General features: G+C 70.3%; 22 protein-coding genes and 1 pseudogene. 6 read left to right on the top strand and 17 right to left on the bottom strand.

Features of this window, described 5'->3' with window-relative positions:
* Positions 1-5: 5 nt before the first annotated feature.
* The 3 genes and pseudogenes from OHA68_RS45380 to OHA68_RS25890 all read right to left on the bottom strand — a co-directional run bounded on the left by OHA68_RS45380 (position 6) and on the right by OHA68_RS25890 (position 3,606).
* Positions 6-287, bottom strand: a complete 282-nt coding sequence (locus OHA68_RS45380; protein ID WP_407674509.1) for a hypothetical protein — start codon at positions 285-287, stop codon at positions 6-8.
* 31 nt (positions 288-318) lie between these two features.
* A pseudogene (locus tag OHA68_RS25895) lies at positions 319-441 on the bottom strand (AAA family ATPase); the annotation flags it as partial.
* Between the two features lie 54 nt (positions 442-495).
* Positions 496-3,606 carry a M14 family metallopeptidase gene (locus OHA68_RS25890; RefSeq protein WP_327102546.1) on the bottom strand — a complete coding sequence of 1,037 codons (3,111 nt, stop codon included), beginning with the start codon at positions 3,604-3,606 and terminating at the stop codon, positions 496-498.
* A 227-nt stretch (positions 3,607-3,833) separates the two neighbouring features.
* Here OHA68_RS25890 and OHA68_RS25885 point away from each other — a divergent pair, with 227 nt between their 5' ends.
* Together OHA68_RS25885 and OHA68_RS25880 are read left to right on the top strand one after the other, a co-directional pair.
* Positions 3,834-4,595 carry a TetR/AcrR family transcriptional regulator gene (locus OHA68_RS25885; protein WP_327102545.1) on the top strand — a complete coding sequence of 254 codons (762 nt, stop codon included), beginning with the start codon at positions 3,834-3,836 and terminating at the stop codon, positions 4,593-4,595.
* Between the two features lie 67 nt (positions 4,596-4,662).
* Positions 4,663-5,634 carry an alpha/beta hydrolase gene (locus OHA68_RS25880; protein WP_327102544.1) on the top strand — a complete coding sequence of 324 codons (972 nt, stop codon included), beginning with the start codon at positions 4,663-4,665 and terminating at the stop codon, positions 5,632-5,634.
* A gap of 108 nt (positions 5,635-5,742) precedes the next feature.
* On the opposite strand, the gene OHA68_RS25875 is transcribed toward OHA68_RS25880, so the two are convergent.
* Positions 5,743-7,128, bottom strand: coding sequence for a glycine--tRNA ligase (locus OHA68_RS25875; protein WP_327102543.1), 1,386 nt, complete (start codon positions 7,126-7,128; stop codon positions 5,743-5,745).
* A gap of 95 nt (positions 7,129-7,223) precedes the next feature.
* Positions 7,224-7,511: an antibiotic biosynthesis monooxygenase family protein gene (locus OHA68_RS25870; RefSeq protein WP_189144977.1), complete on the bottom strand. Its 288-nt coding sequence runs from the start codon at positions 7,509-7,511 to the stop codon at positions 7,224-7,226.
* 65 nt (positions 7,512-7,576) lie between these two features.
* On the opposite strand from OHA68_RS25870, the gene OHA68_RS25865 reads away from it, so the two are divergent.
* On the top strand, positions 7,577-7,999 hold the full coding sequence (locus tag OHA68_RS25865) for a DUF6703 family protein (RefSeq protein WP_327102542.1): 423 nt from the start codon (positions 7,577-7,579) through the stop codon (positions 7,997-7,999).
* A gap of 71 nt (positions 8,000-8,070) precedes the next feature.
* Here the strand turns inward: OHA68_RS25865 and OHA68_RS25860 are convergent, their stop codons facing one another.
* From OHA68_RS25860 to sucC, 6 genes are read right to left on the bottom strand one after another with little or no spacing between them, the layout of a single operon-like run.
* Entirely contained in the window at positions 8,071-9,615 is a 1,545-nt protein-coding gene (locus OHA68_RS25860; RefSeq protein ID WP_327102541.1) for an aldehyde dehydrogenase family protein, read from the bottom strand.
* Positions 9,616-9,624: 9 nt separating this feature from the next.
* Positions 9,625-11,346 carry a glyoxylate carboligase gene (gene gcl, locus OHA68_RS25855; protein ID WP_327102540.1) on the bottom strand — a complete coding sequence of 574 codons (1,722 nt, stop codon included), beginning with the start codon at positions 11,344-11,346 and terminating at the stop codon, positions 9,625-9,627.
* Positions 11,343-12,203 carry a 2-hydroxy-3-oxopropionate reductase gene (locus OHA68_RS25850; protein ID WP_327102539.1) on the bottom strand — a complete coding sequence of 287 codons (861 nt, stop codon included), beginning with the start codon at positions 12,201-12,203 and terminating at the stop codon, positions 11,343-11,345. The genes gcl and OHA68_RS25850 overlap by 4 nt, the downstream gene beginning before the upstream one ends.
* Positions 12,200-12,964, bottom strand: coding sequence for a hydroxypyruvate isomerase family protein (locus tag OHA68_RS25845; RefSeq protein WP_327102538.1), 765 nt, complete (start codon positions 12,962-12,964; stop codon positions 12,200-12,202). Before OHA68_RS25845 ends, OHA68_RS25850 begins: the two co-directional genes overlap by 4 nt.
* A complete protein-coding gene (gene sucD / locus OHA68_RS25840) occupies positions 12,961-13,845 on the bottom strand; it encodes a succinate--CoA ligase subunit alpha (RefSeq protein ID WP_189144971.1) in 885 nt (294 codons plus the stop codon). The genes OHA68_RS25845 and sucD overlap by 4 nt, the downstream gene beginning before the upstream one ends.
* Entirely contained in the window at positions 13,845-14,975 is a 1,131-nt protein-coding gene (sucC, locus tag OHA68_RS25835; protein WP_327102537.1) for an ADP-forming succinate--CoA ligase subunit beta, read from the bottom strand. The genes sucD and sucC overlap by 1 nt, the downstream gene beginning before the upstream one ends.
* An 89-nt stretch (positions 14,976-15,064) precedes the next feature.
* Between sucC and OHA68_RS25830 the strand changes: the two genes are divergently transcribed.
* From OHA68_RS25830 to OHA68_RS25820, 3 genes are all read left to right on the top strand, one after another.
* Positions 15,065-16,411, top strand: a complete 1,347-nt coding sequence (locus OHA68_RS25830; RefSeq protein ID WP_327102536.1) for an MFS transporter — start codon at positions 15,065-15,067, stop codon at positions 16,409-16,411.
* A gap of 225 nt (positions 16,412-16,636) precedes the next feature.
* A complete protein-coding gene (locus tag OHA68_RS25825) occupies positions 16,637-17,380 on the top strand; it encodes a GntR family transcriptional regulator (RefSeq protein WP_189144968.1) in 744 nt (247 codons plus the stop codon).
* Between the two features lie 125 nt (positions 17,381-17,505).
* The gene (locus OHA68_RS25820) at positions 17,506-17,685 is read left to right on the top strand and encodes a hypothetical protein (RefSeq protein WP_189144967.1); all 180 of its coding nucleotides are present in this window, start codon (positions 17,506-17,508) and stop codon (positions 17,683-17,685) included.
* Between the two features lie 46 nt (positions 17,686-17,731).
* Here OHA68_RS25820 and OHA68_RS25815 read toward each other — a convergent pair whose 3' ends face one another.
* The 6 genes from OHA68_RS25815 to OHA68_RS25790 form a co-directional block, all read right to left on the bottom strand.
* Entirely contained in the window at positions 17,732-18,727 is a 996-nt protein-coding gene (locus OHA68_RS25815) for a TerC family protein (RefSeq protein ID WP_327102535.1), read from the bottom strand.
* The gene (locus OHA68_RS25810; protein WP_327102534.1) at positions 18,724-19,218 is read right to left on the bottom strand and encodes a hypothetical protein; all 495 of its coding nucleotides are present in this window, start codon (positions 19,216-19,218) and stop codon (positions 18,724-18,726) included. The genes OHA68_RS25815 and OHA68_RS25810 overlap by 4 nt, the downstream gene beginning before the upstream one ends.
* Positions 19,218-20,588 carry an Nramp family divalent metal transporter gene (locus OHA68_RS25805; protein WP_327102533.1) on the bottom strand — a complete coding sequence of 457 codons (1,371 nt, stop codon included), beginning with the start codon at positions 20,586-20,588 and terminating at the stop codon, positions 19,218-19,220. The genes OHA68_RS25810 and OHA68_RS25805 overlap by 1 nt, the downstream gene beginning before the upstream one ends.
* A gap of 193 nt (positions 20,589-20,781) precedes the next feature.
* The gene (locus tag OHA68_RS25800; protein ID WP_327102532.1) at positions 20,782-22,899 is read right to left on the bottom strand and encodes an acetate--CoA ligase family protein; all 2,118 of its coding nucleotides are present in this window, start codon (positions 22,897-22,899) and stop codon (positions 20,782-20,784) included.
* On the bottom strand, positions 22,899-24,122 hold the full coding sequence (frc, locus tag OHA68_RS25795) for a formyl-CoA transferase (protein WP_189144962.1): 1,224 nt from the start codon (positions 24,120-24,122) through the stop codon (positions 22,899-22,901). The genes OHA68_RS25800 and frc overlap by 1 nt, the downstream gene beginning before the upstream one ends.
* A gap of 13 nt (positions 24,123-24,135) precedes the next feature.
* On the bottom strand, positions 24,136-25,800 hold the full coding sequence (locus tag OHA68_RS25790; RefSeq protein ID WP_327102531.1) for a thiamine pyrophosphate-binding protein: 1,665 nt from the start codon (positions 25,798-25,800) through the stop codon (positions 24,136-24,138).
* Positions 25,801-25,990 lie beyond the last annotated feature (190 nt).

The following is a 25,990-nucleotide window of genomic DNA, read 5'->3' as shown; positions in this document are numbered from 1 at the left end:
GTCTCTTACCAGATTGGTTTATACCAATGGTTCAAACCAATTTTCCGGGCCTTGGCATCCGGCATTGTGATGTCGAGCACATCGCCGCCGCCGTCAAATAGACCGCCGGGTGAGCGGATTGTGGCCGGCCGCCGGGCCGCCGGCGGCGTCGCGGGCCGGCAGCCAGAGGACGAACGTGGACCCGTGGCCGATCTCGGAGAACGCTGCCGCTGCGCCCTGAACGCTTCCTCCAGCCGGTGCGCCAGGTCGCGGATGTCCTCGGGCAGCACGTAGTCGCGCCCCCGCATCAGGGCCGGCGCGCGGCCGGCCGCCATGACCGGGGCCGAGCTCGATGTCGAAGGTCTCGGTCGAGGGGCGGTAGATCCGGGTGCCGACGAGGTCGGACGGCACCAGGTCGGGGATGAACTGGATGCGCGCGAAGGTGCCGCCCACCACCGTGGCGGGTCGGCAGGGTTGGGCGGCCCCCGAACCCCAGGGGCCGCCCGGGTCATGACGTCAGCCGATCAGCCGCTTCATGATCTTCTTGATCGCGGCGGCCCGCTCCGCGCCGGTCGCGAGCTGCTCCAGCCCGAAGCCGACCAGCACCGTGTCCTTGGTGGCCACGGCCGCGGTGCTCTCCGCCTGTGCCCTGGCGAAGTCGCCGACGGCCGGGCTGCCCTCGGGCGGGCCCGGGGTCGCCCAGACGCCGAGACCGGACTCGAAGCCCTCGGCGTCCACGGTGCCACCGGTGGTGGTGACCTCGGTGTCGTCGACGAAGGCGCCGACGCCGCCGGAGCCCGGGTCGGTCACGTAGCTGACCGACACCTCGACCTGCCGGCCCGCGTACGCGGACAGGTCGAACGCCACCGGCTGCCAGCCGCCCGAGTTGCCGGTGAACCGGTTCCACGAGCCGCTGGTCCCGGTCGCCGCGCACGGGTTGCCCGGCGTCAGGTAGTGCAGCAGCCACGGGTGCGCGGCCAGCAGGAATCCGGCCTCGCACTCGCTCGGGACGACGCTGTCGGTGCCGCCGTTGAGATCCGGCAGCGTGGTCCAGTCGTCCTGCCCGACCGTGTGCGCCTCGACGATGACGTTGTCGTAGCCCTGCTCGGTGTCGAAGGACAGCTGGAACGCGAGCTTCGGCTGCTGCGCCGCCGTCACCGCGTCCAGATTCACCGTACGGGTGAGCCGCATGTAGGAATCGTCCACGTGCGGTCCCGCCACCATCCAGTCACCCTCGACCGGGTCGAACGGCCCTCCGGCGCCGGAGTACTGGGCCGCGGGCGTGCCGGTGAAGCGCGGGAAGTCCGTGCCCATCGGCTGCAGCACCCCGGCCTCGTCCAGCGGGTTGTCCGCCACGGCGGGCCCGCCGAAGGTGCCGGTCACCCCGGACAGGGGGCCGGTGCCGGTGTACTCGGCCGGGTTCTCGCGCGGGATCCGGCCGCCGACGCCGAGGTAGTACTGGCTGAAGTCGTCGGCCAGCAGCAGGCACTCCTCGAAGAACCCCTCGACGGTGGTGACCACGCAGTCGGCGTCCGGCGCGCCGTCCAGGCCGTAGAAGATGCCGCCGAGCGCGGTGCCGAAGAAGCCGTAGTAGGAGGCGGTCTCGCCGGCGTGCAGCAGCTTGCCGCCCTCGTTGAGGTAGTCGCGGACGGAGATGGTGAGGTCCTGCTGCGACCGCTTGACGTCCATGTCGGGCAGCGGCCCGAACGGCGTGTCCGTGGCCACGTCCTGGGCGTCCATCGACAGCCGGTTGTCCCCCAGATACCAGGCCACCGCCTTGAAGTGCGACAGCACGCCCAGGTGGTGCGGCACGCCCTGGGCGTCCACGTCCCACGTCTCCGCGGCGTAACCGGCGTCCTTCAGCGCCTTGGTGTACGTGGCCGCGTACTTCGGCGCCGTCACCGTGGGCGGATAGTCGGGGTTGAAGCCGGTGTAGTCCTCGTTGGCGAGCACCAGCACCTTGGCCCGGGAGTCCTTGGCCAGCTTGTAGGTGAAGCGCTCGCTGGAGACCCGGCCGGCGCCCGCCTTGACGCCCTCGAACCAGACCTGGACCTTGTCGCCCGGCCGGGCCCCGCTCACGGTGGCGCGGTATTCGGCGAAGTACAGGTCGTTCTCGTCGCCGTACCGCTCACCGCCCTGCCACTCGCTCAGCGGGCGGGTCTGCGTGGGCCCGCCGTTGACGCGGTAGCGCACCACCTTGCCGGTCAGCGACCGACGGGCGATGACGGCCACCGGCTGCGGGTCGCCGTAGGAGACGGCGAAGGAGTCCGGCCTGAAGTCCGGCACGGTCCGCCCGACCACCGAGACCGGCTGGTCAGGGGTGTGCGCGGTCTTGGCCGCGGCCAGCGCCAGCGGGATGTTCTTGGCGTACTCCGCCTGGATCAGCGCCTCGCTGTCGGGGAAGGTGAACCCGAGCCCGCCGGCGCAGTCCTCCAGCGTCCACTCGTCGGCCGGATCGCTCTCGACCGCCACCTCGCAGGTGGTCATCTCCGGTGTGATCGACATGGCCCCGCGCAGGTTCGTCATGTGGCCGTCGGTCTCGCCGTTGGTGGTGTAGAGCTCGGCGCCGATGTCCGGGTCGTAGCCGGGCACGGCCGGGTGCGCGTCGTCGCCCAGCATCGCCTCGAAGATCAGGTCGTCGGGCGCGGGCGTGGCCTGCTGCCAGCCGACGCCGTAGAGCAGGAGCTGGGCCGCCGAGTGGTAGTTGACCAGGTACGTGAACCGCACCCGCTTGGCCAGGTTGTCGATCGCCCGCGTCTCCGGCTCCGACTGCGCCGCCGCGCCCCGGTAGGTCTGGCTGGACAGGGTGCTGGAGGAGCCTTCGTCGTCGTAGCGCCACTTGTAGGTGAAGTTGCGGTTGAGGTCTACGCCGTCGTTGCCGGTGACCTGGCCGTCGCCGTCGTTGTCCCGCAGGTTCTTGCGCCACAGCCGGTTGTCCGGCGTGAAGGTGTGGTCGTAGCCGTCGGGGTTGGCCACCGGCAGGAACCACAGCTCGGTGGTGTTCACCAGTTTGGTCAGCTCGGGGTCGCTGCCGTAGCCGTCGAGGAAACGGTGCAGCAGGCGGCGCACCATCTCCGGCGTGATCCACTCTCGGGCGTGCTGGGCCGCCATGTACATCACGGCCTTGCGTTTGCCGTCGGCCAGCTTCCTGGCGTCCTTGGTGACCTTGATCGCGGTGAGCGGCGTGCCGTTGAGCGTATTGCCCAGGTCGACCACCTTGGCGATGCTGGGCTTGGCGTTCGCCGCGTTCACGATGTCCTGGCGCAGGCCGCCCGCGCCCGCGTACCTCTTGAAGACGCCGTCCCCCTTGGCGGCCGTCCGCGACCTGGCCGCGACGCTCTGGGCCGTCAGCGTGATCCCCTGGCGGGCGAGCCGGTCGGCGAGGGTGGACGACAGGATGACCTCGACGGAGATCTTGCCGTCCGCCCGCTTGACCAGCCGCATCTCCTCACGGTCCACCCCGGCGGCCACCAGCGCGGCGAGTTGCCCGGCGGTGAGCGCGCCCGCGTAGACGTGCACCCCGTCCGGCCCCGCCGCCGGCGGCGGCACCGCTCCCGCCGGTGGCGCCACGATCAGGCCGAGTAACAGGATCACGGCCGCGAGCATGGCTAATCTCACGCGCTTCATCGCGCCTCCGCAACGATCAGCCCCCGACTCCCGATAGGAATGTCGGTAATGTCCGTGTGCTGCGGAGACTTGTCAATCGCCCCGTCCACATGTGGTCAACTTCCACGACCACCTTGAAATACCTCGCGCACCGGATCACCCGGATCCCACCCCCGGCCCGCCGTCTCTCGTCCGCCCTGAGTGTATCGGCGCTATAGGCTTGGCGCCTCTTGGTGTACTGTCGATATATGACTTCTGAGAGCTCGCACCAGAAACAGACCCGTGCGCGGATCATCGAAGTCGCCGCCGAGCTGCTGACGGCCTCCTCGACCGGGCAGATCTCCACGCGCGAGGTCTGTGCCGCCGCAGGGGTCAAGCCGCCGACGCTGTATCACCACTTCGGCGACAAGGACGGCCTGCTGCACGCCGTGGTCGCCGACGGCTTCGAGCGTTACCTGGCCCGTAAGCGGGCCGTGGGCACGACCGGTGACGTCGTCACGGACTTCCGGCGTGGCTGGGACATGCACGTCGAGTTCGGGGTGACCCATCCCGCGCTCTACAACGTCATGTACGGCCGGCCCATGGCCCGCCAGGACGTTCCGGCGGCGGCTGTGGCCCGCACCGACCTGGTGGCGACGATGCGCACGCTGGACGACGCGGGCCGGCTGCGGCTCCCGGTCGAGGTGGCCGCCGACGCCGTGGAGACGGCGGCGGTGGGGGTGACGCTCCACCTGATCCGCACGGACGGCACCAGGGACGATCCCGCGGCGGCGATCGTGCGCGATGCCGTCATCGCCGCCGTCATCGGACCGTCCCGCACCTACACGGACACCCCGGCGTCGCCGCACCTCGCGGCCACCGCCGCGCAGGTGCGCGACGCGCTGCCCCACGGCCCGGTGGCCACGCTCCGAGCCTCGGAGACCGCCCTGCTGCGCGACTGGCTCGACGAACTCGCCACCGCCGCCCCCACGGAAGGACCGGAGCGGCATCGCCGCCCATCACCTCGATGACGACACCCGATCACCCGGACCGGATGCCGCGAGGCCACCCACCCCATGAAGGTCAAGGAGTAGGCCCATGTCTCAGCCGGGAGCGGACAACAACACTCTCGCCCAGGAGGTCACCATGACGGAAACACAGATCGATGAGGTGCTGCGGACCATCGCCTACGGCTTCGGCGTGGCCGCACGCTCGCCGATCATGCACTCGCCGGCGGAGCACGGCCTGGACTACGAGGAGGTGACCTTCCCGTCCCAGGACGGCGTGCCGCTGGAAGGCTGGTTCATCCCGGCGCCCGGATCTAACAAGATCATCATCTGCAACCACCCCCTGTGGTTCAGCCGATCCGGACTGCCCGCCCACCTTGAGCCGTGGAAGTCGGCCTGGGCGGCCACCGGCAACGACTTCGAGGTCGACCTCGTGCCGGACTACAAGATCCTGCACGACGCCGGCTACCACGTGCTGGCCTACGACCTGCGCAACTTCGGCCACAGCGGCGCGGCCAACGGCGGTGTCATCACCGCCGGCGTCTTCGAAGCCCGAGACGTCATCGGCTCGCTGGCCTACGTGCGCGGCCGGGAAGACCTGCGTGAGATGGCGATCGGCCTGTTCAGCCGGTGCATGGGCGGCAACGCCACCATGCGCGCCATGACCACCCATCCCGAGGCGTTCGACGGTGTCCGCTGCCTGGTCACGCCACAGCCGCTGTCCGTCCGGGTCACGCTCGAACGGACCCTGGCGCTCGCCGGCCTGCCGGCCGACCGTATCGACGACCTGGAAGCACGCATCAGAATGCACAACAGCCTCAGGCTGGACGACATGTCACCGGTCCCCTGGGCCAAGAACGTCATGATCCCGACGCTGCTGTACCAAGTGCGCGATGACGTGCTGACCAGGCCGGATGACGTCCAGGCGATGTACGACAACATCCCGGTCGCCGAGAAGAAACTCTTCTGGATCGAGGGATCGACGCGGCGGTGGGACGGCTACACCTACTTCCAGAAGGACCCGAGTCAGATGCTCGACTGGTTCGGCACGTACCTGAAGTGAGCGCACCGGCCTGAACCGCGCCGCCGGCAGGGCGGCCGACACGCAGCGACGCCGCCCGTCGCGAGCGGCGGGCGGCGTCGAGGGCGGGCGGCGAGGTCCGCCGGGAACCTAGTCGTTCAGGTGCTGACGCAGGTAGGAGTCCACCTGGTCGAGGGCGATGCGCTGCTGGCTCATCGTGTCGCGCTCGCGGACCGTCACCGCCTGGTCCTCCAGGGTGTCGAAGTCCACCGTGATGCAGAACGGCGTGCCGATCTCGTCCTGGCGACGGTAGCGGCGGCCGATCGCGCCCGCGTCGTCGAACTCGACGTTCCAGCGCCTGCGCAGCTGGGCGGCCAGGTCGCGGGCCTTGGGCGACAGGTCGGCGTTGCGCGACAGCGGCAGCACGGCGGCCTTGACCGGGGCGAGCCGGTGGTCGAGCCGCATGACCGTGCGCTTCTCCATGACGCCCTTGGCGTTGGGCGCCTCGTCCTCGGTGTAGGCGTCGAGCAGGAAGGTGAGCGTGGCGCGGTCGACGCCGGCGGCGGGCTCGATGACGAACGGGACGTAACGCTCGCCGGTGTCCTGCTCGAAGAAGCTGAGGTCGACGCCCGACGCCTTGGAGTGGGCGATCAGGTCGAAGTCGGTGCGGTTGGCGATGCCTTCGAGCTCACCCCACTCCGAGCCGGTGAAGTTGAAGCGGTATTCGACGTCGACCGTGCGCTTGGAGTAGTGCGACAGCTTCTCCTGCGGGTGCTCGTACAGGCGCAGGTTGTCCTTGTTGATGCCCAGGTCGGAGTACCAGCGGAAGCGCTCGTCGATCCAATACTGGTGCCACTCCTCGTCGGTGCCGGGCTTGACGAAGAACTCCATCTCCATCTGCTCGAACTCGCGGGTGCGGAAGATGAAGTTGCCCGGCGTGATCTCGTTGCGGAAGGACTTGCCGACCTGGCCGATGCCGAACGGGACCTTCTTGCGCGCCGACTGCTGCACGTTGAGGTAGTTGATGAAGATGCCCTGCGCGGTCTCGGGGCGCAGGTAGGCCAGGCCGGACTCGTCCTCGACCGGGCCGAGGTAGGTCTTGAGCAGGCCGCTGAACTGCCTGGGCTCGGTGAAGGTGCCCTTGTTGCCGCAGTTGGGGCAGGTGATGTCGGCCAGGCCGTGCTCCGGCTGCTTGCCGTTCTTCTCCTCGTAGTGCTCGATGAGGTGGTCGGCGCGGAAGCGCTTGTGGCAGGACTGGCACTCGGTCAGCGGGTCGGAGAAGGTCTCGACGTGGCCGCTGGCCTTCCACACCTCAGGCGCCAGGATGACGCAGGAGTCGAGGCCCACCACGTCCTCGCGGGCCTGGACCATCGACAGCCACCACTGCCGCTTGACGTTGTTCTTCAGCTCGACGCCCAGTGGTCCGTAGTCCCACGACGCGCGCAGTCCGCCGTAGATCTCGCTCGACGGGTAAACGAGCCCGCGGCGCTTGGCGAGGCTGACGATGGTGTCCATGACGTCTGTGCGTCGTGCCATGTTGGTGGATCTCTTTCCGGCTGGAGGTCGGCGAGGAACATTCGATGAAGCTCCCAGCTTAGGGGACTCTCGCGCGCCTCCGCGCGCGAGAGTCGCTACGCCCGGTCGCGCAGGTAGACGTCCTCGAAGGCGCTGGGTTCGTTGACCATAAGGATCATCAGGGGATACAGCTCCATCCGGGCGGCGGACAGGGCCCGGCGGTAGAAGCCGGCGCCCTCCCACTCGCTGACGAGCGCCCAGAGATTGGGCTCGTCGACCGACCTGGCGAGCCTGCCACGCAGGTAACCGGGCTGGGCGGCGAGGGTGTCGAGGATGGTGTGGCCCTGCTTGGCGAAATCTTGGGACTGGGACTCTGGAACGGTGTAACGGATCACGGCGAGCACGTTCACAGGATGTCAGACGGATCCACACCGACGGGGCGATTCGTTCGGCCGCTAGGCTCGGCCTCGTGGCCACCAACGACGACCGCCGCAAGCATCCGCTCGCCCAGCCGCGACCGGCCGAGAGCGGCAAACAGGCCGGCAGGCAGGGCGGCAAGCCGAAACGCCCGCTGCCGCCGGGCGAGCAGTTCTTCACGCCCGGGGCGACGGGGATGCGCAAGGCCGTGGAGCAGCGCAGCGCCACGCCGCTGGCGTTCCTGTTCACGCAGGTGCCCAAGTGGGTGCCGCCTGCGGTGATGGTGGCCCTGCTGCTGACCGGGTTCGTGGTCACCAACTGGCTGGGCGGCGTGGCCGTGCTGCCGGTGCTGGCGTTCATCGTCTGGCTGGCCTACCTGTCGTGGCCGTCGCTCAAGGTCAGCGGCAAGCTGCTGCGGGTCGCCATGTCGACCTTCCTGGTGTTGGTGGTGGCGACCCGGTTCGGGTTGTTCTGACAGAGCCGGCCAAGGCAGGGCCGGCCTAGACAGAGCCGGCCTAGACAGGGCAGGGCTGGCTGAGACGAGGGCTAGCCGAGTGGGCTTTCGGGCAGCAGCGTGTAGTGCGGGAAGTTGCCCGGCAGGCGCTCGCCGCCGGGGCCCTGGGTGGCGGCCCGCACGAGCAGTTCGCCGCCGACGAACGCGCCGCGCCACGAGGCGCCGAGCCCGCCGAACAGCTCCTCCCGGTCGCCCCTGGAGCGCGGCCGGTTGTGCCCCACCTTGAACGCCCGCACCTCGGGGGCGAGCCGGCCGAACGTCTCCTCCTCGTCGCAGGACAGGGTGGCTACCAGCGCGCCGTTGCTGGCGTTCATCGCGGCCAGCAGCTCCGCCTCGGTGTCCACGAGCACGATCGTGTCGACCGGGCCGAACGGCTCGGCGTGGAACAGCGGTGAGGATCGGGGCGGGTTGAGCACCGCCACCGGCGGAACATACGCCGAAATATCCTGACCCGGCAGGAAATGTCCGTCAGCCAAGGACGCTCGGTGGACCGGCACCCCGCCCCTCGCCACCGCCTCGTCCACCTGGTCGGCCAGCTCCTTGGCCTTGGACGCGTTGATCAGCGGCCCGAAGTCCAGCTCAGGCAGCGGATCGTCGGGCCGCGCGACCGCCAGCGGATGCCCGAAGCGCAACGACCCGACCGCCGCCAGATAGGCCCCGAGGAACTCGTGGAACAGCGACCGCTGCACCACGAACCGCGGATAGGCGGTGCAGCGCTGCTTGCCGTAGTCGAAGGAGGCCCGGATCTGCCGGCCGAGCGTCTGCCAGCCGGAGTATTCCCACACCCCCCACGCGTTCAGCCCCTCCTGCTCCAGGACGTGCCTGCGCTCCAGGTCGGCCAGCGAGGTCGCGACGTTCGCGCCCGCGTCCCTGCCGCCCACGAACGACACGCAGCCCAGCGCCCGCCCCGCCACCAGGACCGGCGACAGCTCGGCCCCTCCCCCGCTGACCAGCGTGAAGGGCAGCCCCTCCCGTACGGCCAGCGCGGTGGCGAGCGTCAGGCAGCACAGTCCGCCGTCGGTGGGCGTCTTGGCGATGACCGCGTTGCCGGCCAGCGCCTGCACGAGCATGGCGTGCATGAGGACGCTCATCGGATAGTTCCAGCTGGCGATGTTGCTGACCGGCCCAGGCAGCGGCGTGCGGCCCTCGACCATGCGGTCGATCTCGGTGAGATACCAGCGCACGCCGTCCAGGCAGCGGTCGACGTCGGCGCAGGCGGTCCGCCACGGTTTGCCGATCTCCCAGACCAGCAGCAGGGCCAGCAGGTCGCGGTGGGCGGCCATGGACTCCACCGCCGCGGCGACCCGCGCCTTGCGTTCGGCCAGGGGCAGGTGCCGCCACTGCCGGTGCTCCTCGACCGCGCCCGCCACGGCCCGGCCCGCGCCGGCCCGGTCCAGCCGGGGCGGCCCGGCGATGGCGGTGCCGTCCAGCGGCGAGAAGACCGGCGCGGGCCGCCCGTCCCGCTGCCAGAACCCACCCCAGTGGTTGAGCACCCGGTCGTCGTGGAACGCCTCGGGCGCCGCCGCACGGCATCCCGCGTAGGCGTCCTGCCAGGCAGTTCCAGGTTTGAGTCGCATGTGATCTCCTCAGTCGGACCAGTCGACGCTGATGAGCTCGGGCAGCGGCTCGAACTCCTTGATCGCCTCCAGCGAGGGCCCCATGGCGGCGTTGGCCTCGCGCTCCACCATCACCTCGACGAGCACCGGCAGTCGCTCGCGTTCGGCCTCGGCCGACGCCCAGGCCAGCGCGTCGGCGAGGTCACCGGGCACCTCCACCCGGCGCGCCGGGCAGCCGAACGCCTCCATCGCCTTGACATGATCGATCCCGCCCTCTCCGTAGTGCAGGTCCACCGCGAAGTTCATCTCGTACGGAAGCTCGGCCTGTCTGATCAGCCCCAGATACTCGTTGTTGATCATCACGATGACGAACGGGATGCGGTACTGGGCGGCCACCGCGATCTCCTCCATCAGGAACTGGAAGGAGTAGTCGCCCACCACCACCACGACGTCCCGCTCGGGATAGGCGCACTTGACGCCCAGCGCGGCGGGGATCTCCCAGCCGAGCGGCCCGGCCTGGCCGCAGACCAGGTAGCGCCGCGGCAGGTAGGTCGTCTGGAACTGGCCGGACCAGATCTGGTAGAGGCCGATCGCGGTGACGAACGTGGTGTCCCTGCCGAAGTGTTCGTTGATCTCCTTGAACACCCTCGGCGGCTTGATCGGCACGTCGTCGAAGTCGTCCCGGCGCGCCATCGTGCGGCGCAGCTCCCCGACCTTGCGCACCCACTTGCCGGGTGCGCCGGCCGGCTTGCGGTCGCGGGCCTCCTGGGCCAGCTCCGCCAGCACCGGCTTGGCGTGCCCGACGACGCCCAGGTCCGGCTCGAAGACCCGGCCGATCTGGGTCGGCTCGACGTCCACGTGGATGAAGCGGCGGCCCCTGCGGTAGACGTCGAGGTCGCCGGTGTGCCGGTCGCCGAAGCGGGCGCCCACGGCCAGGACGAGGTCGCTGTCCAGGAACGCGGCGTTGCCCCACCGGGTCTGGGTCTGGATCCCGGCCATCCCGGCGAACAGCGGATGATCCTCGGGGAAGGCGCCCTTGCCCATGAGCGTCACCTGCACGGGCACCTGGAGGTGCTCGGCCAGCTCGCGCAGCTCCTCGGTGGCCTCGGCGATGATCACCCCGCCGCCGGCCAGGATGATCGGCCGTTTCGCCGCGGTGAGCAGGTCCACGGCCCGGCTCACCACCTGGGGCAGCGGCCGGCGTACCTCGACGGGCAGCGGCGCGTCCAGCTCGGGGTCGTACAGGCAGGTGCCTCGCTGCACGTCGATCGGCAGGTCGATGAGCACCGGCCCCGGCCGGCCCGAGCGCGCCACCCGGAACGCCTCGCGGAACACCCAGGGCGCCTGGGCGGGCTCCTTGAGCTGCACCGCCCACTTGGTCACCGGCTTGGCGATCTCCACGATGTCGACCGCCTGGAACGCCTCCTGGTGCAGCTTGGTCGTGACGGCCTGCCCGGTGACGCAGATCATCGGGATCGAGTCGGCCAGCGCGGTGTAGAGGCCGGTGATCATGTTGGTGCCGGCCGGTCCTGAGGTGCCGACGCAGACGCCGACGTTGCCGGTCACCCGGGACCAGCCGTCGGCCGCGTGCGTGCCGCCCTCTTCGTGGCGGACCGTGATGTGCCGGATCGAGCTGTGCTGGAGCGCCGCGTAGAACGGCAGGATGGCGGCCCCGGGGATGCCGAAGACGGTGTCCACCCCCTCCGACTCCAGCACCGCGACCACGGCCTCCATGCACGGAACACGTTTCATGCGTTCAGCCTTTCGATCACCTTGAGCAGTGCGGAGTGGTCGAGCGAGCCGTGGCCCTGGGCTCTGGCCGCCGCGACGAGCTGGGCGACCTGGCCGGTGAGCGGCAGCGCGACGCCGGCCTCGCGGGCGGCGGCGACGGCGATGCCCATGTCCTTGTGGTGCAGGTCGATGCGGAAGCCGGGGGCGAACTCGCGGGCGATCATGGTGTGCCGTTTGAGGTCGAGGATCCTGGAGCCCGCCAGGCCGCCCGCGAGCACGTCCAGGCCGGCCACCGGGTCCACGCCCGAGGCCTCCAGCAGCACGATCGCCTCGGCCACCAGGCCGTAGATGCCGCCGACGACGAGCTGGTTGGCCGCCTTCACGGTCTGCCCCGCGCCCGAGGGGCCGACGTGCACGATCGTGCTGCCGAGCGCTTCGAGCACCGGCCTGGCCGCCTCGACGTCCTCGGCCGCCCCGCCGACCATGATCGACAGGGTCCGGTCGATCGCGCCGCGCTCCCCGCCGCTGACCGGGGCGTCCAGCGCGCGGATGCCCTGCCCGGCCGCCAGCCGCGCGGCCCAGCGTGAGGTCTCCGGCCTGATCGTGCTCATGTCCAGGTAGAGCAGGCCGGGGCGGCCGTGCTCGACGATGTCGGGGGCGACCTGCTCGACCTGCGGCGAGTCGGGCAGCATGGTGATCACCACGTCCGCGCCGGCGACCGCCTCGGCCACGCCGGCGGCGCCCTTGCCGCCGATGGACGCGAGCTGCGCGACCCGCTCGGCGCTCACGTCGTAACCGGTGACCTCGTACCCGGCCTTGACGAGGTTGGCCGCCATCGGGCTGCCCATGATCCCCAAGCCGACGAAACAGATGCTCATAACTGCCTCCAAGCGAACGCGCCCGACCCCTCGTGCCGGTACTCCAGCCCGACGTGCCCTCGATAGCCCGCGGCCGCCAGCCGCGAGAAGATCTCCTGGTACGGCATCCGCCCGCTGCCGGGCCGGCCCCGGCCGGGGTCGTCGGCGATCTGCACGTGGGCGAACCGGGCGGCGTACGCGTCGATGAGGGCGAGCACGTCCTCGCCCATCCGGTGCAGGTGGTAGAGGTCGGCCAGGAAGCCGACGTTCGCCCGGTCCACCTCGTCGATCAGGGCGAAGGCCGCGCCGGAGGAGGTGATGGGATAGTGCGGGTTGTCGTGGGAGTTGACGGCCTCGACGACCACGGTCGCGCCGATCCCGGCCGCCGCGTCCGCCGCCCGCCTCAGGTTCGCCACGGCCAGGTCCCTGTCCACCTCCGGGCCGTTGCCGTACAGCGCGTTGAGCACCGTGCAGCCCAGCTCGCCCGCCAGGGCCACCGCGACGTCGATGTTGGCCTGGAACCTGGCCGAGCCGTCCGGCCTGGCCAGCAGCCCGCGATCACCCGCGGGCATGTCGCCGGCGTAGAAGTTCAGCCCGACGAGGGCGACCCCGGCGTCCCGCACGGCGGTGACGAACGCGCGCAGCTCGGCCTCGTCGGGCTCCGGCGTGTCGAACGGCCACCACAACTCCACCGCGTCGAACCCGGCCTTGGCGGCGGCGGCCGGCCGCTCCAGCAGGGGCAGGTCGGTGAACAGGATCGAGAGGTTGACGTCGAATCTCATGCCGCCGCCCGGTCCAGAGCCGAGCGCATCAGCCGGGCCGTCTCCGAAGGGGTCCGCCCGACCCGGACGCCGACCGCCTCCAGCGCCTCCTTCTTGGCCTGGGCGGTGCCGGACGAGCCGGACACGATCGCGCCCGCGTGGCCCATCGTCTTGCCCTCCGGCGCGGTGAACCCGGCCACATAGGCGACGACCGGCTTGGTGACGTGCCGCTCGATGTAGGCGGCGGCCCGCTCCTCGGCGTCGCCGCCGATCTCGCCGATCATCACGATCGCGTCCGTCCCGGGGTCCTCCTGGAAGGCCTGGAGGCAGTCGATGTGCGTGGTGCCGATGACGGGGTCGCCGCCGATCCCGACGGCCGTGGAGAAGCCCACGTCGCGCAGCTCGTACATGAGCTGGTACGTCAGCGTGCCGGACTTGGAGACCAGCCCGATGCGCCCCGCGGCGGTGATGTCGGCGGGGATGATGCCGGCCGACGACTGGCCGGGGCTGATCAGTCCGGGGCAGTTCGGGCCGATGATCCGGGTACGTCCGGCGGCGAGCGCGCGGAAGCGGACCGCGTCGTGCACGGGCACGCCCTCGGTGATGACCACGCACAGCGGGATGCCCGCCGTGACGGCCTCCTCGACGGCGGAGCCGGTGAAACGCGGCGGCACGAACACCACCGACACGTCGGCCCCGGTCTCGGCCATCGCCTCGGCCACCGAGCCGAACACGGGCACCGCGCGCTCGCCGAAGTCGACCGAGCGCCCGCCCTTGCCCGGCGTCACCCCGGCCACCACCTCGGTGCCGGCCGCGAGCATCCGGGCGGTGTGCCGGCTGCCCTCCGCGCCCGTCATGCCCTGGACGAGCACCCGGCTGTCCTTGGTCAGGAAGATCGCCATCACACACCTGCCGCGAGTCTGGCCGCCGTCTCGGCGGCGCCGTCCATGGTGGAGACCTGGCGGACCACCGGGTGCCTGGCGTCGCTGAGGATGCGCCGCCCGACCTCGGCGTTGTTGCCGTCCAGCCGTACGACGATGGGCCTGGCCAGGCCGCGCTCGCCGAGCAGTTCGAGTGCGGTGACGATGCCGTTGGCCACCGCGTCGCAGGTCGTGATGCCGCCGAAGACGTTGACCAGCACCGAGCGCACGTCCGGGTCGGCCAGGATGATCTCCAGTCCGTCTGCCATGACCCGGGCCGACGCGCCGCCGCCGATGTCCAGGAAGTTCGCCGGGGCCGCGCCCGCGCCGGCGACCACGTCCAGCGTGCTCATGACCAGCCCGGCGCCGTTGCCGATGACGCCGACCCGGCCGTCGAGCTTCACATAGTTGAGGCCCTTGGCCCTGGCCCGCTCCTCCAGACCGGCGGACGCCTCCGTGTAGGCCCAGGAGTGCCGGAAGGCGGCGGCGTCGTCGAGGGTGACCTTGCCGTCGAGGGCCACGATCCGCTGGTCGGTGGTGCAAATCAGCGGGTTCACCTCGACGAGCAGGGCGTCTTCCTCGATCATCACCTGCCAGAGCCGCTCCAGGACCGGCGCCGCCGCGTCCGGCAGGCCCGCCTTGGCCGCGAGCAGGCGCGCGGTGTCGGCGTCCACGCCCGTCACCGGGTCGATCGGCAGCCGCACGATGGCGTCGGGGTCGGTCTCCGCCAGCTCCTCGATCTCCATGCCGCCCTGGGCGGACACCATGGCCAGGAAGCCGCCCTGCGCGCGATCCACCAGGAAGGCCGCGTAGTACTCCTCGAAGGGCACGGTCGCCGCCTCGACCAGCACCGTGCGCACCAGGTGTCCCTTGATGTCCATCCCCAGCACGCCGGCGGCCTCCTCCTCGGCGCTCGCCGGTCCGGCCGCCGCCTTGATCCCGCCCGCCTTGCCCCGGCCACCGGTCTTCACCTGGGCTTTGATCACGACGGGCATGCCCAGCTCGGCCGCGACCGCCTTGGCCTCCTCCGGGGTGGCCGCGACTCTGCCCGGCGGGATCGGGATCCCGTGGCGGCCGAAGAGCTCCTTCGCCTGATATTCGTACAGGTCCATTTGAGCCTCCTTTGTAGACGGTATACCGTATGGAATATCCTTCGTCTAGGGTCTCGACAGTGGGCTGGTTTCTGTATATTCCATACAGTATGGAGAATGCAGAAGTAGTCAGGGACTGGCGCGGGCGTTCCTACCTCGTCGGTCCTGTCCCCCGCGACCGCACCCGGATGCTCTGGCTCGCGCTGGCGGCCATGGCCGCCATCAGCCCTCTCCAGTACGGCTTCGCCGCACTGCTGGCCGGCGACGCCCCCGGCCTGTTCCTGCTGGCCGCCTGCCTGCTCTGCCAGGCCGCCGGCGCCCTGCCGGCCATCCAGCTCGTACGCCGCGGCCGGCTCTCGGTCCGCGCCACCCTGACCATCGGCGCCGCCCTGAGCACCATCGGCCTCCTGACCATCGCCCTGACCAGCGGCCCGACCGGCGCCGCCGGCGGCGCCGCGGCCAGTGCTTGGCCTGGCGCCCTGACCGGCGGCCCGACCGCCGCTGCGGCCAGTGCTTGGCCTGACGGTTTGATCGGCGCGGGGCCCGCCCTCCTGCTCGGGTACGCCGTGCTCGGCGGGCTCGGGGCGGGGATCGTGTACGGGGTCTGCAGCGAGGTCGTCTCCTCCTGGTATCCCGAACGGCCGGCCGCCCAGGTCAGCCTGGTGACCGGCGCCTTCGGCTACGGCGCGGTGCCCATGCTGGTGTGGGCTGGGCCGGCGCCGGGTGCGACGCCCACCGCCTTCCTCGTGGCCGCGGTGTTCGCCGTGGCCGCCATCGGGGCGGCGGCCAGGGCGCTGCGGCTGGCCCCGTACCGGTGGTGGCCGGACACCGTGGAGCCGCGCTCGCACGCGCTGGACGCGGCGATCCTGCGCAGGAACCCGGTGGCGGTCAAGCAGTTCGGCCTGTCCCAGGCCCTGCGCACGCGCGCGCTGCCCGCGCTCGCGGTGATCCTGGCCTGCGCGGGAGCCGTGTCGCTGTTCGACGTGATCGCGGTGGCGGCCACCGGCTCGTGGGCCGCGCTCGCCGTCATGGTGGCGCTCAACGGCGCGGGCCGGTCGCTGGCCGTGCGCTGCTCGGAGCTGTTCGGCCGCAGGCGGGTGCTCGCCACCGTGCTGACCGTCCTCGCCGCCGGCCAGGTCCTCCTGCTGGCCGCCCTGCAGGCGGGTCAGCCGCTGCTGTGGCTCGGCGTCATCGCCGCCGGACTGGGCGGGGGCGCGTTCTACCCGCTCGTCGCCAGCCTGGTGCGGGAGTTCTTCGGCGTCGAGCGCGTCGGCGAGATCCACGCCGTGGTCCACAGCGCGAAGGCGGTGGCCGGCGTGGCGGCCGTCGCCCTGGCCCTGCTGTCGCTGACCGCGCCCGCCACGGCGCTGCTGGTCGCCGCCGCACTGGCGGCGCTGCCCGCGCTGGCCACCCTGCGCCTGCGCGCCCCCGGCCTGCCGGCCACCATCCCCGTGTGACCTCTGCCCGCCCCCAGCCAGCCAGCCGGCCGGCCGGCATCTCCGTGAGACCTGTCCGCCCCCAGCCGGCCGGCCACCCTCTCCATGCGTCCCGCCCGCACCGAGGATCGCAGCCTGTGAGGTAGCTCTCTGTGAGGAGGCTCACCCCAGGATGTGGCGCACTGAGCGGTATGCTGTAGGCAGTCGACCAAAACCAATGCAATGCGCTTAGTCCTGGAGTCTGTCATGTTGCTGTCGGATCAGGCCGGTCAGACGGCGGCCACCAAGATTCCCCGTCCCGCCACGCTCCGTGAGAGCGTGATCGAGGCGATTCAGGAGCTCATCGTCTCCGGCCAGCTCAAGCCCGGCCAGCACCTCGTGGAGAGCGAGCTGGCCGAGCTGCTCGGGGTCTCCCGGCAGCCTGTGCGCGAGGCGCTGCAGCAGCTCAGCGGTGAGGGCTGGGTCGATCTGCACCCCGGCCAGGGCGCTTTCGTGCATGTGCCGACGGTGGAGGAGGCCGACCAGTTGCTCGCCGTACGCGCGCTGCTGGAGACCGAGTCCGCCCGGCTCGCCGCGCTGCACGCGGGAGAGGACGGCGTGCGCCGGCTGCGCGCGCTGTGCGCGCGGGGCATCGCGGCGGTGGAGTCCGACGACGTCGAGGCCGCCGTCGCCACCAACTCGGAGCTGCACGCCGTGGTCACCGCGCTGTCGGGCAACCAGGTGCTGGCCGAGCTGGCCAGCCAGGTGGCCCGCCGGGTGCGGTGGTATCACACGCCCGTGGCCCGGCGGCGCGGCATGGACTCCTGGCAGGAGCACACGGCCCTGATCGACGCCATCGAGGCGGGCGACGAGGACCGTGCGGCCCAGATCATGCGCGAGCACACCGAGCACACCCGCGCCTCCTACATGGAGCAGCGCGGCAGTCAGCCGGTCGAGCCCGCGCCCAAGCCCGTGCGGCGGCGGCGACCCCGCACGTCGCCGACAGATTGAGCCCACGGATTGAGCCCGCAGATTGAGCCCGCGGCTTGAGCCTGCGGATTGACTCGGCGTTCACGTAAGGACGCTTGTCCCGTAACACCACGGGCAGAGGATCGGAACAGAAAGGAGGTGCGACGATGAAGAGCGCGCTTGTCCGCTTTCTCCTTGGAGATACCCCCGGACATTCCGCCGACGGCCGGAGGATCGGCATCGGCCTGGCCACCGCGCTGCGCAAGCAGCACTCCGCCGAGCAGGCGGAGCACTACATGACCCAGTGGGTCGCGGAGCGTGACATGCACAAGAGCACGCGCGACTGACCGAGATGCCGCGCACAGGGGTGGTCGCTCCCCGCGCGCGGCAGATTCAGCGCTCCACCGAATCCGATCTCTCCGGCTCCGCCGCCTGCGTGACCTCGGCGGCCTTGGCGTCCCGAGCCGATTTGAGCAGGCTCAGCACCGTGGTCACCGCGAGGGTGCCGACGATGACGCCGAGAGACGCCAGGATCGGGATCTGCGGCGCCCAGGAGACGCCGTCGTGGTGCAGGGCTTCGAGAATGAGCTTCACCCCGATGAAGGCCAGCACCACCGACAGGCCCTTGCTCAGGTAGACCAGCCGGTCGAGCAGGCCGCCGATGAGGAAGAACAGCTGGCGCAGCCCCATGAGGGCGAAGGCGTTGGCGGTGAAGACCAGGTAGGGCTCCTTGGTGAGTCCGAAGATCGCCGGGATCGAATCGAGCGCGAACAGCAGGTCGGTGGTGCCGATGGCGACCATCACGATCAGCATCGGCGTCACCATCCTGCGCCCGAGATGCACGGTGAGCCGGCCGCCGTGGTAGGTGTCGGTGGTGGGCAGCACCCGGCGCACGGTGCGCAGGGCGATGTTCTCGGAGAACTCCGCCTCCTCCTCTTCGTGCCCGATCAGCTTCCACGCCGTGTAGATCAGGAAGGCGCCGAAGACGTAGAAGAGCCAGTCGAACCTGGTCACCGCCTCGGAGCCGGCGGCGATGAAGGCGCCCCGCATGGCCAGCGCCAGGATGATGCCGATGAGCAGCACCTTCTGGCGATGCTCGCGGGGCACCCGGAAACGGCTCATGATCAGCAGGAAGACGAAGAGGTTGTCCACGCTGAGGGAATACTCGGTGATCCAGCCGGCGAAGAACTCGCCACCGTGCTGCGCGCCCGACACGACCAGCAGCCCGATCCCGAAGACCCCCGCCAGGGCGACGTACAGCGACACCCAGCCCACGCACTCCCTGAAGGAGGGCTCGCGCGGGTTGCGGGCCACCAGGTAGAAGTCCAGGGCCAGCACGAGGCCGAACCCGCCGATCGTGGCGAGCCAGATCCAGGCGGGCACATTCATCGGCGCGCTCCCTTCCCCGACCTCGGTTGCGAGGCCTGGGCTTGACGGATGTACAGGCCGAGCAGCGCCTCGGCCCGGGGGTTGCCCTCGGCGTGCCGCAGCAGCCAGTGCGGCATCATCCGCTCGTGCAACCACAGGAAGCCGATCGCGAAGCCGAGGCTCACCATCAGCTGGTAGGCGAGGAAGGGGAGCACGCCGTCGGCCAGGCCGACCCCGGTCAGGCTCTCCTGCACCAGCCGGGACAGCGGGAAGCCCGCCATCCAGTAGAGGCCGACGGGCCCGAAGGTCCCCGGCCGGAAGATCCCGCGACCGAGCAGGATGCCGTACAGACCGCCGAAGAGGGCGAGGGGGACGGCGAGCGTCAGGGCCGACTGCGCCGCCAGGCCGGCGGGCTGCCCTGCGAGGAGGGTCAGCCCACCGGCGATGGCGCCGGCTCCGGCTCCGATCGACGCCCCGGGCAGGGCGAGTTCGAGGCTTTGCCGTTGGATCATCAGCCCACGACCACACCGAAGGCGAACAGGCTGTAGAACAGCATGCCGAGGTAGAAGAACGCGCCAAATCCGATGATCAGGTTCGTCCACCATTTCGGTCTGATCGGTTTGGGCAGCATGCGGTTGTTCACCAGCAGCAGCGTCACGCAGTACGCGCCCATCGCGAAGGTCGACAGGAACGCCAGCGTGTCCAGGATCCCGCTGGGCCCGTCGGCCGGGCCGAACAGCAGGATCAGGATGCCGAAGATGATGACTCCCCACAGGAAGCCCGCGTACAGGTGGGACATGCGCAGCTTCTTCGCGCCCTTCACGAAGTTGTACGTCATGTCGGCCTGGCCGCGTGAGAAGGAGTCGAACAGCCCGAGCGTGGCGTTCAGGCCGATCAGCGCGATGAACCCGAGGAAGATCACGCCGAGGGCCGAGCTGCCGGCCGAGGAGACGGCGTCGGCCATGGCGGTGAGCGCCACCTCCCGGTCGTCACCCTGGATGGCCGTACGGACCGCGGGGTTCTGCCGCACCGCCGCCTGGGCGATCACCGTGAAGGAGATCGTGACCAGCATGGTGATGCCCCAGAACAGGAGTAAGGCGTCGAAGGTGACCCAGCGCCGCCAGCCCTTCCACTTGGCCATCTCCGCGGGGTCGTCGGTGTCGAACATGAAGCCCCGCGAGGGCATGGCCTCTTCCTCGCCCGCGTGCCGCAGGCCGCGCACCTTCGGGATGTGCGCGCCCATGCCGGCGCCGGCGGCCCGCAGGTGCAGCGTGTACCACATCTGCTGCATGCCGGACGGGCCGGCGAACGCGCACGCCCCGACGATGACCGGGAACCACGCCGCCGTCATGGCCTCGGCCGGCAGGTAGCCGAAGGAGAACATGCCGGTGATCGTGGTGACCACGTCGCTCCAGGTGCCGACCATGGCGGCGACCACCGCGGTGCCGATCACGAGCGTGCCGATGAGCAGCGACAGCACGCTCTCCAGCAGGTTGTAGATCACCTTGGCGAAGCTGAAGACCACGCCGACCAGGATGAGTCCCGCGATGGCGGTCACCATCCAGGGGATCCCGGAGATCTCCTCCAGTGCCGCCGCGCCCGCGGACAGGTGTCCCGGCCAGATGTAGACGGCCATCGCGACGATGAAGAAGAACCACATGAGCGGCTTGAACACCCGGGCCGCCCCGGAGAAGATGCTCTCCCCGGTGGCCATGGCGTAGCGCGCCATCTCCAGCATGACGACGGCCTGCAGGGTCACGCCGATCAGGAACAGCCACCTGATCTCCGGCCCGAACAGCAGGACCAGCCGAGGCCACATGTAGGACTCGCCCATCCCGACGCCCAGGGCCACGAGGAAGACGGTGGGCCCCAGGATGTGCACCGAGGGAGGCGCTTCGGGAAGTTTTCGGATGGGCATCGGCTCAAGCCGGCCCGCTTTCCATACTCGTTCATCCTCGACCGGTGGCGCTGACGCCGCCGGTGTGTTCGATGTGTCCACGTACGGACCTCCTGGGGGGTTGTTTTTCTTACTGCGCGGCCCCGATGCGCCCCCTCGCCCTGCTCCAGCTCGGCTCTTAGCGGAGCAGTCCGGCAGCCCGTGCCCAGCGGTACTTCGCGCCGAGCACCGCTACGGGCTTTTCGGTCGTGTACGGGTACGCGACCACGCCGTGTTCGTACAGGTACTCGCTGGCCTCCTCCACTTCGGTGTCACCGGCCAGCGACACGACGACCGGTTTGACGTTTCCTTTCGCCCGCTCCTCCGCCACGACCTCGGCGATCAGCTCGGCGAAGACCATCGGCGGGGTCACGATGGTGTGCCAGTAGCCCAGGACGAGCGCGTGGATCCGGTCGTCGGTGAGCCCGAGCCGGACCGTGTTCGCGTACGTCGAGGGGGGTTCGCCGCCGGTGATGTCGACCGGGTTGCCGGCCGCGCCGAACGGCGGGATGAAGGCGCGGAACGCCTCGTCCAGATCGGGTGGGATGTCCATGAGCGTCAGCCCGGCGTCCACGCAGGCGTCCGACAGCAGCACGCCGGATCCTCCCGCGCCGGTGATGATGACGACGTTCTCGCCCTTGGGCGCGGGCAGCACGGGCAGCGCGCGGGCGTAGTCGAGCAGGTCGTTGAGGCCCGGCGCGCGGACCACGCCGGCCTGCCGCAGGATGTCGTCGTAGACCTTGTCGTCGCCGGCCAGCGCCCCGGTGTGGGATCCGGCGGCCCGCGCGCCCATCGCGGTGCGCCCGGCCTTCAGCACGATGACCGGCTTCTGCTTGACGACCCGGCGGGCCGCCTCGACGAAGCCGCGCCCGTCCTTGAGGTCCTCCAGGTGCATGGCCACGGCCTGGGTGTTGTCGTCCTGCTCGAAGAAGGTCAGCAGGTCGTCCTCGTCCACGTCGGCCTTGTTGCCGACGCCGACGATCGCCGAGACGCCCATCTTGGTCGTCCGGCTGAAGCCCAGGATGGCCATCCCGATGCCGCCGCTCTGCGAGGTCAGCGCCACACTGCCCTTGACGTCGTACGGCGTGCAGAACGTCGCGCAGAGGTTCTCCGGCGTGTAGTAGTAGCCGTAGATGTTGGGCCCGAGCATGCGCACGCCGTGCCGCCGGGCGATCTCGACGATCTCCTGCTGACCCGCCACGTTGCCGGTCTCGGCGAAGCCGGACGGGATCATGATCGCGCCCGCGACGCCCTTCCGCCCGGCCTCCTCCAGGGCCGCGGGGACGAACTTGGCCGGGATGGCGAAGACCGCCACGTCCACGTCGTGCGGGACGTCGGCGATGCTCTTGTACGCGGGCAGCCCAAGGATGTCGGGGGCCTTGGGGTTGATGGGGAAGATCTGGCCCTGGTAGCCGCCGTTGATGAGGTTGCGCATCACCGAGTTGCCGATCTTGCCGGTCTCGCCCGAGGCGCCGATGACGGCGACGGAGCGCGGCTTGAAGATCCGGTTCATCTGGCCCAGGATCACCTCCCGCGAGAGCCTGGTGACCTGCGCGGGCGGCTCGCCGACGATGATCCGCACGTCGGCGGCGACGGCGCCGTTCGCGTCGGCGAAGACCGGGTTGAGGTCCACCTCGACGATCTCGGGGAAGTCGCTGACCAGTCTGCCGACGCGCGCGATCAGCGCCGCGAGCGCGCCCCGGTCCGCGGGCTCGGCACCACGGGCACCGCGCAGCACTTGTGCCGCTTTGATGTCGTCCAGCATCCCCAGTGCGTCTTCGTCCGAAACCGGGGCGAGTCTGAAGGTCACGTCCTTGAGGACCTCGACCAGGACGCCGCCCAGGCCGAAGGCGACCAGCTTGCCGAAGGTGGGGTCGGTCACCGCGCCGATGATGACCTCGTGGCCGCCGCCGACCAGCTGCTGCACCTGGACGCCGTCGATGCGGGCGCCGGGGTCGTAGGCGCGGGCACTGGCCAGGATGCGCTCGAAGCCGTCCCGTACCTCGTCCTCGGTCTTCAGCCCGACCAGCACGCCGCCCGCATCGGTCTTGTGCAGGATGTCCGGCGAGACGATCTTCAGCACCACCGGGAAGCCGAGCTCCGCGGCCAGCTCGGCTGCCTCCGTCGCCGATCCGGCCACCCCCTCGCCCGGCGTGGCGATGCCGTACGCCTGGCAGATCGCGCGCCCCTCAGGTGCGGTCAGGCCGGTGCGGCCCTCGGCGAGCGCCTTGTCCAGGATCTCCCTGACCTGCTCCATCAAATGACTCCGTTCGTCTTCAACTCGGCCAGCTCCTCGGCGCTCACGCCGAGCAGGCCGTAGATCTCCTGGTTGTGCTCGCCGAGCAGGGGCGGGGTGGTGACGTCGACCGGTGAGTCCGACAGCTGCAACGGGCTGCCGACGGTGGTGAACTCGCCGCGCTCCGGATGGCCGACCGTGACGACGATGCCCTCCTCGCGCAGGCTCTCGTCCTCGACCAGCTCCTTGGTCGACAGGATCGGCCCGCACGGGATGTTCGCGGCGTTGAGCCGATCGAGGACCGTCCACTTGTCGTGGCGGCTCGTCCACTCCTCGATGAGCTGGAACATCTTGTCCAGCTTGGACAGCCGGGCCTCGGGGCTCGCCCACTCGGGGTCGTCGGCCAGCTCGGGCCGGCCGATGATGCCCGACAGCGGCTTCCAGCCCACCGGCTGGACGATGACGTAGATGTAGTCGTTCGGGCCGCCGGGCGCGCAGCGCACCGCCCAGCCGGGCTGGCCGCCGCCGCTGGCGTTGCCGGAGCGGGGCACCTCGTCGCCGAAGGTCCGGTTCGGGTACTCGCGCAGCGGGCCGTGCGCGAGCCGCTGCTGGTCGCGGAGCTTGACCCGGCACAGGTTCAGCACGGCGTGCTGCATGGCCACCTGCACCCGCTGGCCGCGCTGGGTCTGCTCGCGCTGGTAGAGAGCGGCCAGGATGCCGGCGACCACGTGGATGCCGGTGCCGGAGTCGCCGATCTGCGCGCCGGTGGCCAGCGGCGGGCCCTCCTCGAAGCCGGTGGTGGACATCGAGCCGCCCATCGCCTGGGCGATCACCTCGTAGGCCTTGAACTTGGCGTAGCGGCCGGTGCCGAAGCCCTTGATCGAGGCGTAGATCAGGCGGGGGTTGAGCTCCTGGAGGCGGTCCCAGGTGAAGCCCATGCGGTCGACCGCGCCGGGGCCGAAGTTCTCCACCAGGATGTCGGCGTCCTTCACCAGCTCGGTGAACAGCTCCTTGCCGCGCTCACTCTTCATGTTGAGGGTGATGCTGCGCTTGTTGCAGTTGAGCATCGTGAAGTAGAGGCTGTCGACGCCCGGCACGTCGCGCAGTTGCTGCCGGGTGATGTCGCCTGTCGGGGACTCCAGCTTGACCACGTCGGCGCCGAGCCAGCCGAGGAGCTGCGTGCAGGACGGGCCGGACTGGACGTGGGTCATGTCGAGGACGCGGACACCTTCGAGTGCCTTCATGTCAGTGACCTGCCTACTTGTACATGGTCTGGTTCATGGTGCCCGGGGCGTAGACGTCGGGATCGACCCATACGTTGATCAGCGACGGCTTGCCGGACTGCCTGGCCCGCTCCAGCGCCGGGCGGATCTCGGCCGGGTCGCGGACCTCCTCGCCGTGGCCGCCCAGGAGCTTGGCGAAGTCGCCGTAGCGGATGTCGCCCAGGGTGTTGCCGACGCGGGCCCGCTCCTCGCCGTACTTGGCGGCCTGGCCGTACCTGATCTGGTTCATGGAGGAGTTGTTGCCGATGACGCCGATGAACGGCAGGTCGAAGCGGACCATGGTCTCGAAGTCCCAGCCGGTGAGGCTGAAGGCGCCGTCGCCGAACAGGCAGAGCACCTCCTTGTCGCGGCGGGCCTGCTTGGCGGCCATCGCGAAGGCCATGCCGACGCCGAGCGTGCCGAGTGGTCCGGGGTCCATCCAGTGGCCGGGCGACTTGGGCTGCACGACCTGGCCGGAGAAGGTGACGATGTCGCCGCCGTCGCCGATGTAGATGCTGTCCTCGGTGAGGAACTCGTTGATCTCGTGGACCAGGCGGTAGGGGTCGATGGGACTGGCGTCGGAGAGCTGGCGGGGCAGGCGCTTGTCGTAGGCCTGGATCTCGACGGCGCGCAGCTCCTCCAGCCACTCCTTGCGCCGGGCCGCGGCGTTGTCGATGCGGCCGCTCGCCGCCTGGGCCGCCGCCGACAGGATGAGGCCGGCGTCGCCGACGATCCCCAGATCGATGTCCCGATTTTTCCCGACAGTGCGGTAGTCGAGGTCGATCTGGACCACCTTGGCGGTCGGCGACAGCCGCTTGCCGTAGCCCATCCTGAAGTCGAACGGGGTGCCGACGATGATGATCAGGTCCGCCTCGGTAAAGGCGTACCTGCGGCTGAGCTGGAAGTGGTGCGGGTCCCCGGGCGGCAGCGTGCCGCGCGCCGAGCCGTTCATATAAGCCGGTACGTTCAGCGACCGGACGAAGTCGATCGCCGAGTCCGTCGCCCGGCACGTCCAGACCTGGCTGCCCAGCAGGACGCACGGCTTCTCCGCGTGCGCCAGCAGGTCCGCCAGCCGCTCGATCGCCTCCGGGTCGCCGGCCTGCCGGGTGGAGGCCCGGTAGTTCTTCGGGATCCGCGCCTTCTCCACCGGGATCTTCGCGTCCAGCACGTCGCGCGGGATCTCCAAGAAGGACGGGCCCGGCGCGCCGTGGAAGCACTCGCGGAAGGCCATCGACACGATGTCGGCCACCCGCTCCGTGCTCGGCACCGTGGCGGCGAACTTGGTGATCGGGGTCATCATGTCGACGTGCGGCAGGTCCTGGAGTGAGCCCATCTTGTGCTGGCTGAGCGCCCCCTGACCGCCGATGAGCAACATCGGGCTCTCGGCCCGGAAAGCGTTGGCCACCCCGGTGACCGCGTCCGTCGTGCCCGGCCCGGCGGTGACGACCGCGCAACCCGGCTTGCCGGTGATGCGCGCGTAGCCGTCAGCCGCGTGCGCCGCCACCTGCTCGTGGCGCACGTCGATGACCTCGATGCCCTCATCGACACAGCCGTCGTAGATGTCGATGATGTGGCCGCCGCAGAGCGTGTAGATCACGTCCACGCCCTCGGCCTTGAGCGCCTTGGCTACCAGATGACCACCGGAGATCGTTTCCGACATCGTGCACCCTTCTTCGTGTCTCCCGCATACTGCATACCGTATGAACGCAATGGTTACCCTCTAGTCACCGGCCTGTCTAGCCCCCTGCGGGCAACTCGATGAGCTCCACGGACTCTCCCGACCGCCCGAGGCCCCGGCCGCTCGCCGCCGGGCGGCGGCCCAGGACAGCGCCTCCACCACAGGTCCATGT

The sequence above is a fragment of the Nonomuraea glycinis genome (genome assembly GCF_035920485.1).
In the GTDB taxonomy this organism is placed as follows: Bacteria; Actinomycetota; Actinomycetes; order Streptosporangiales; family Streptosporangiaceae; genus Nonomuraea; species Nonomuraea glycinis.
Note: the sequence above shows the minus strand (reverse complement) of the source record. Positions and strands in the feature narration are given on the sequence as shown.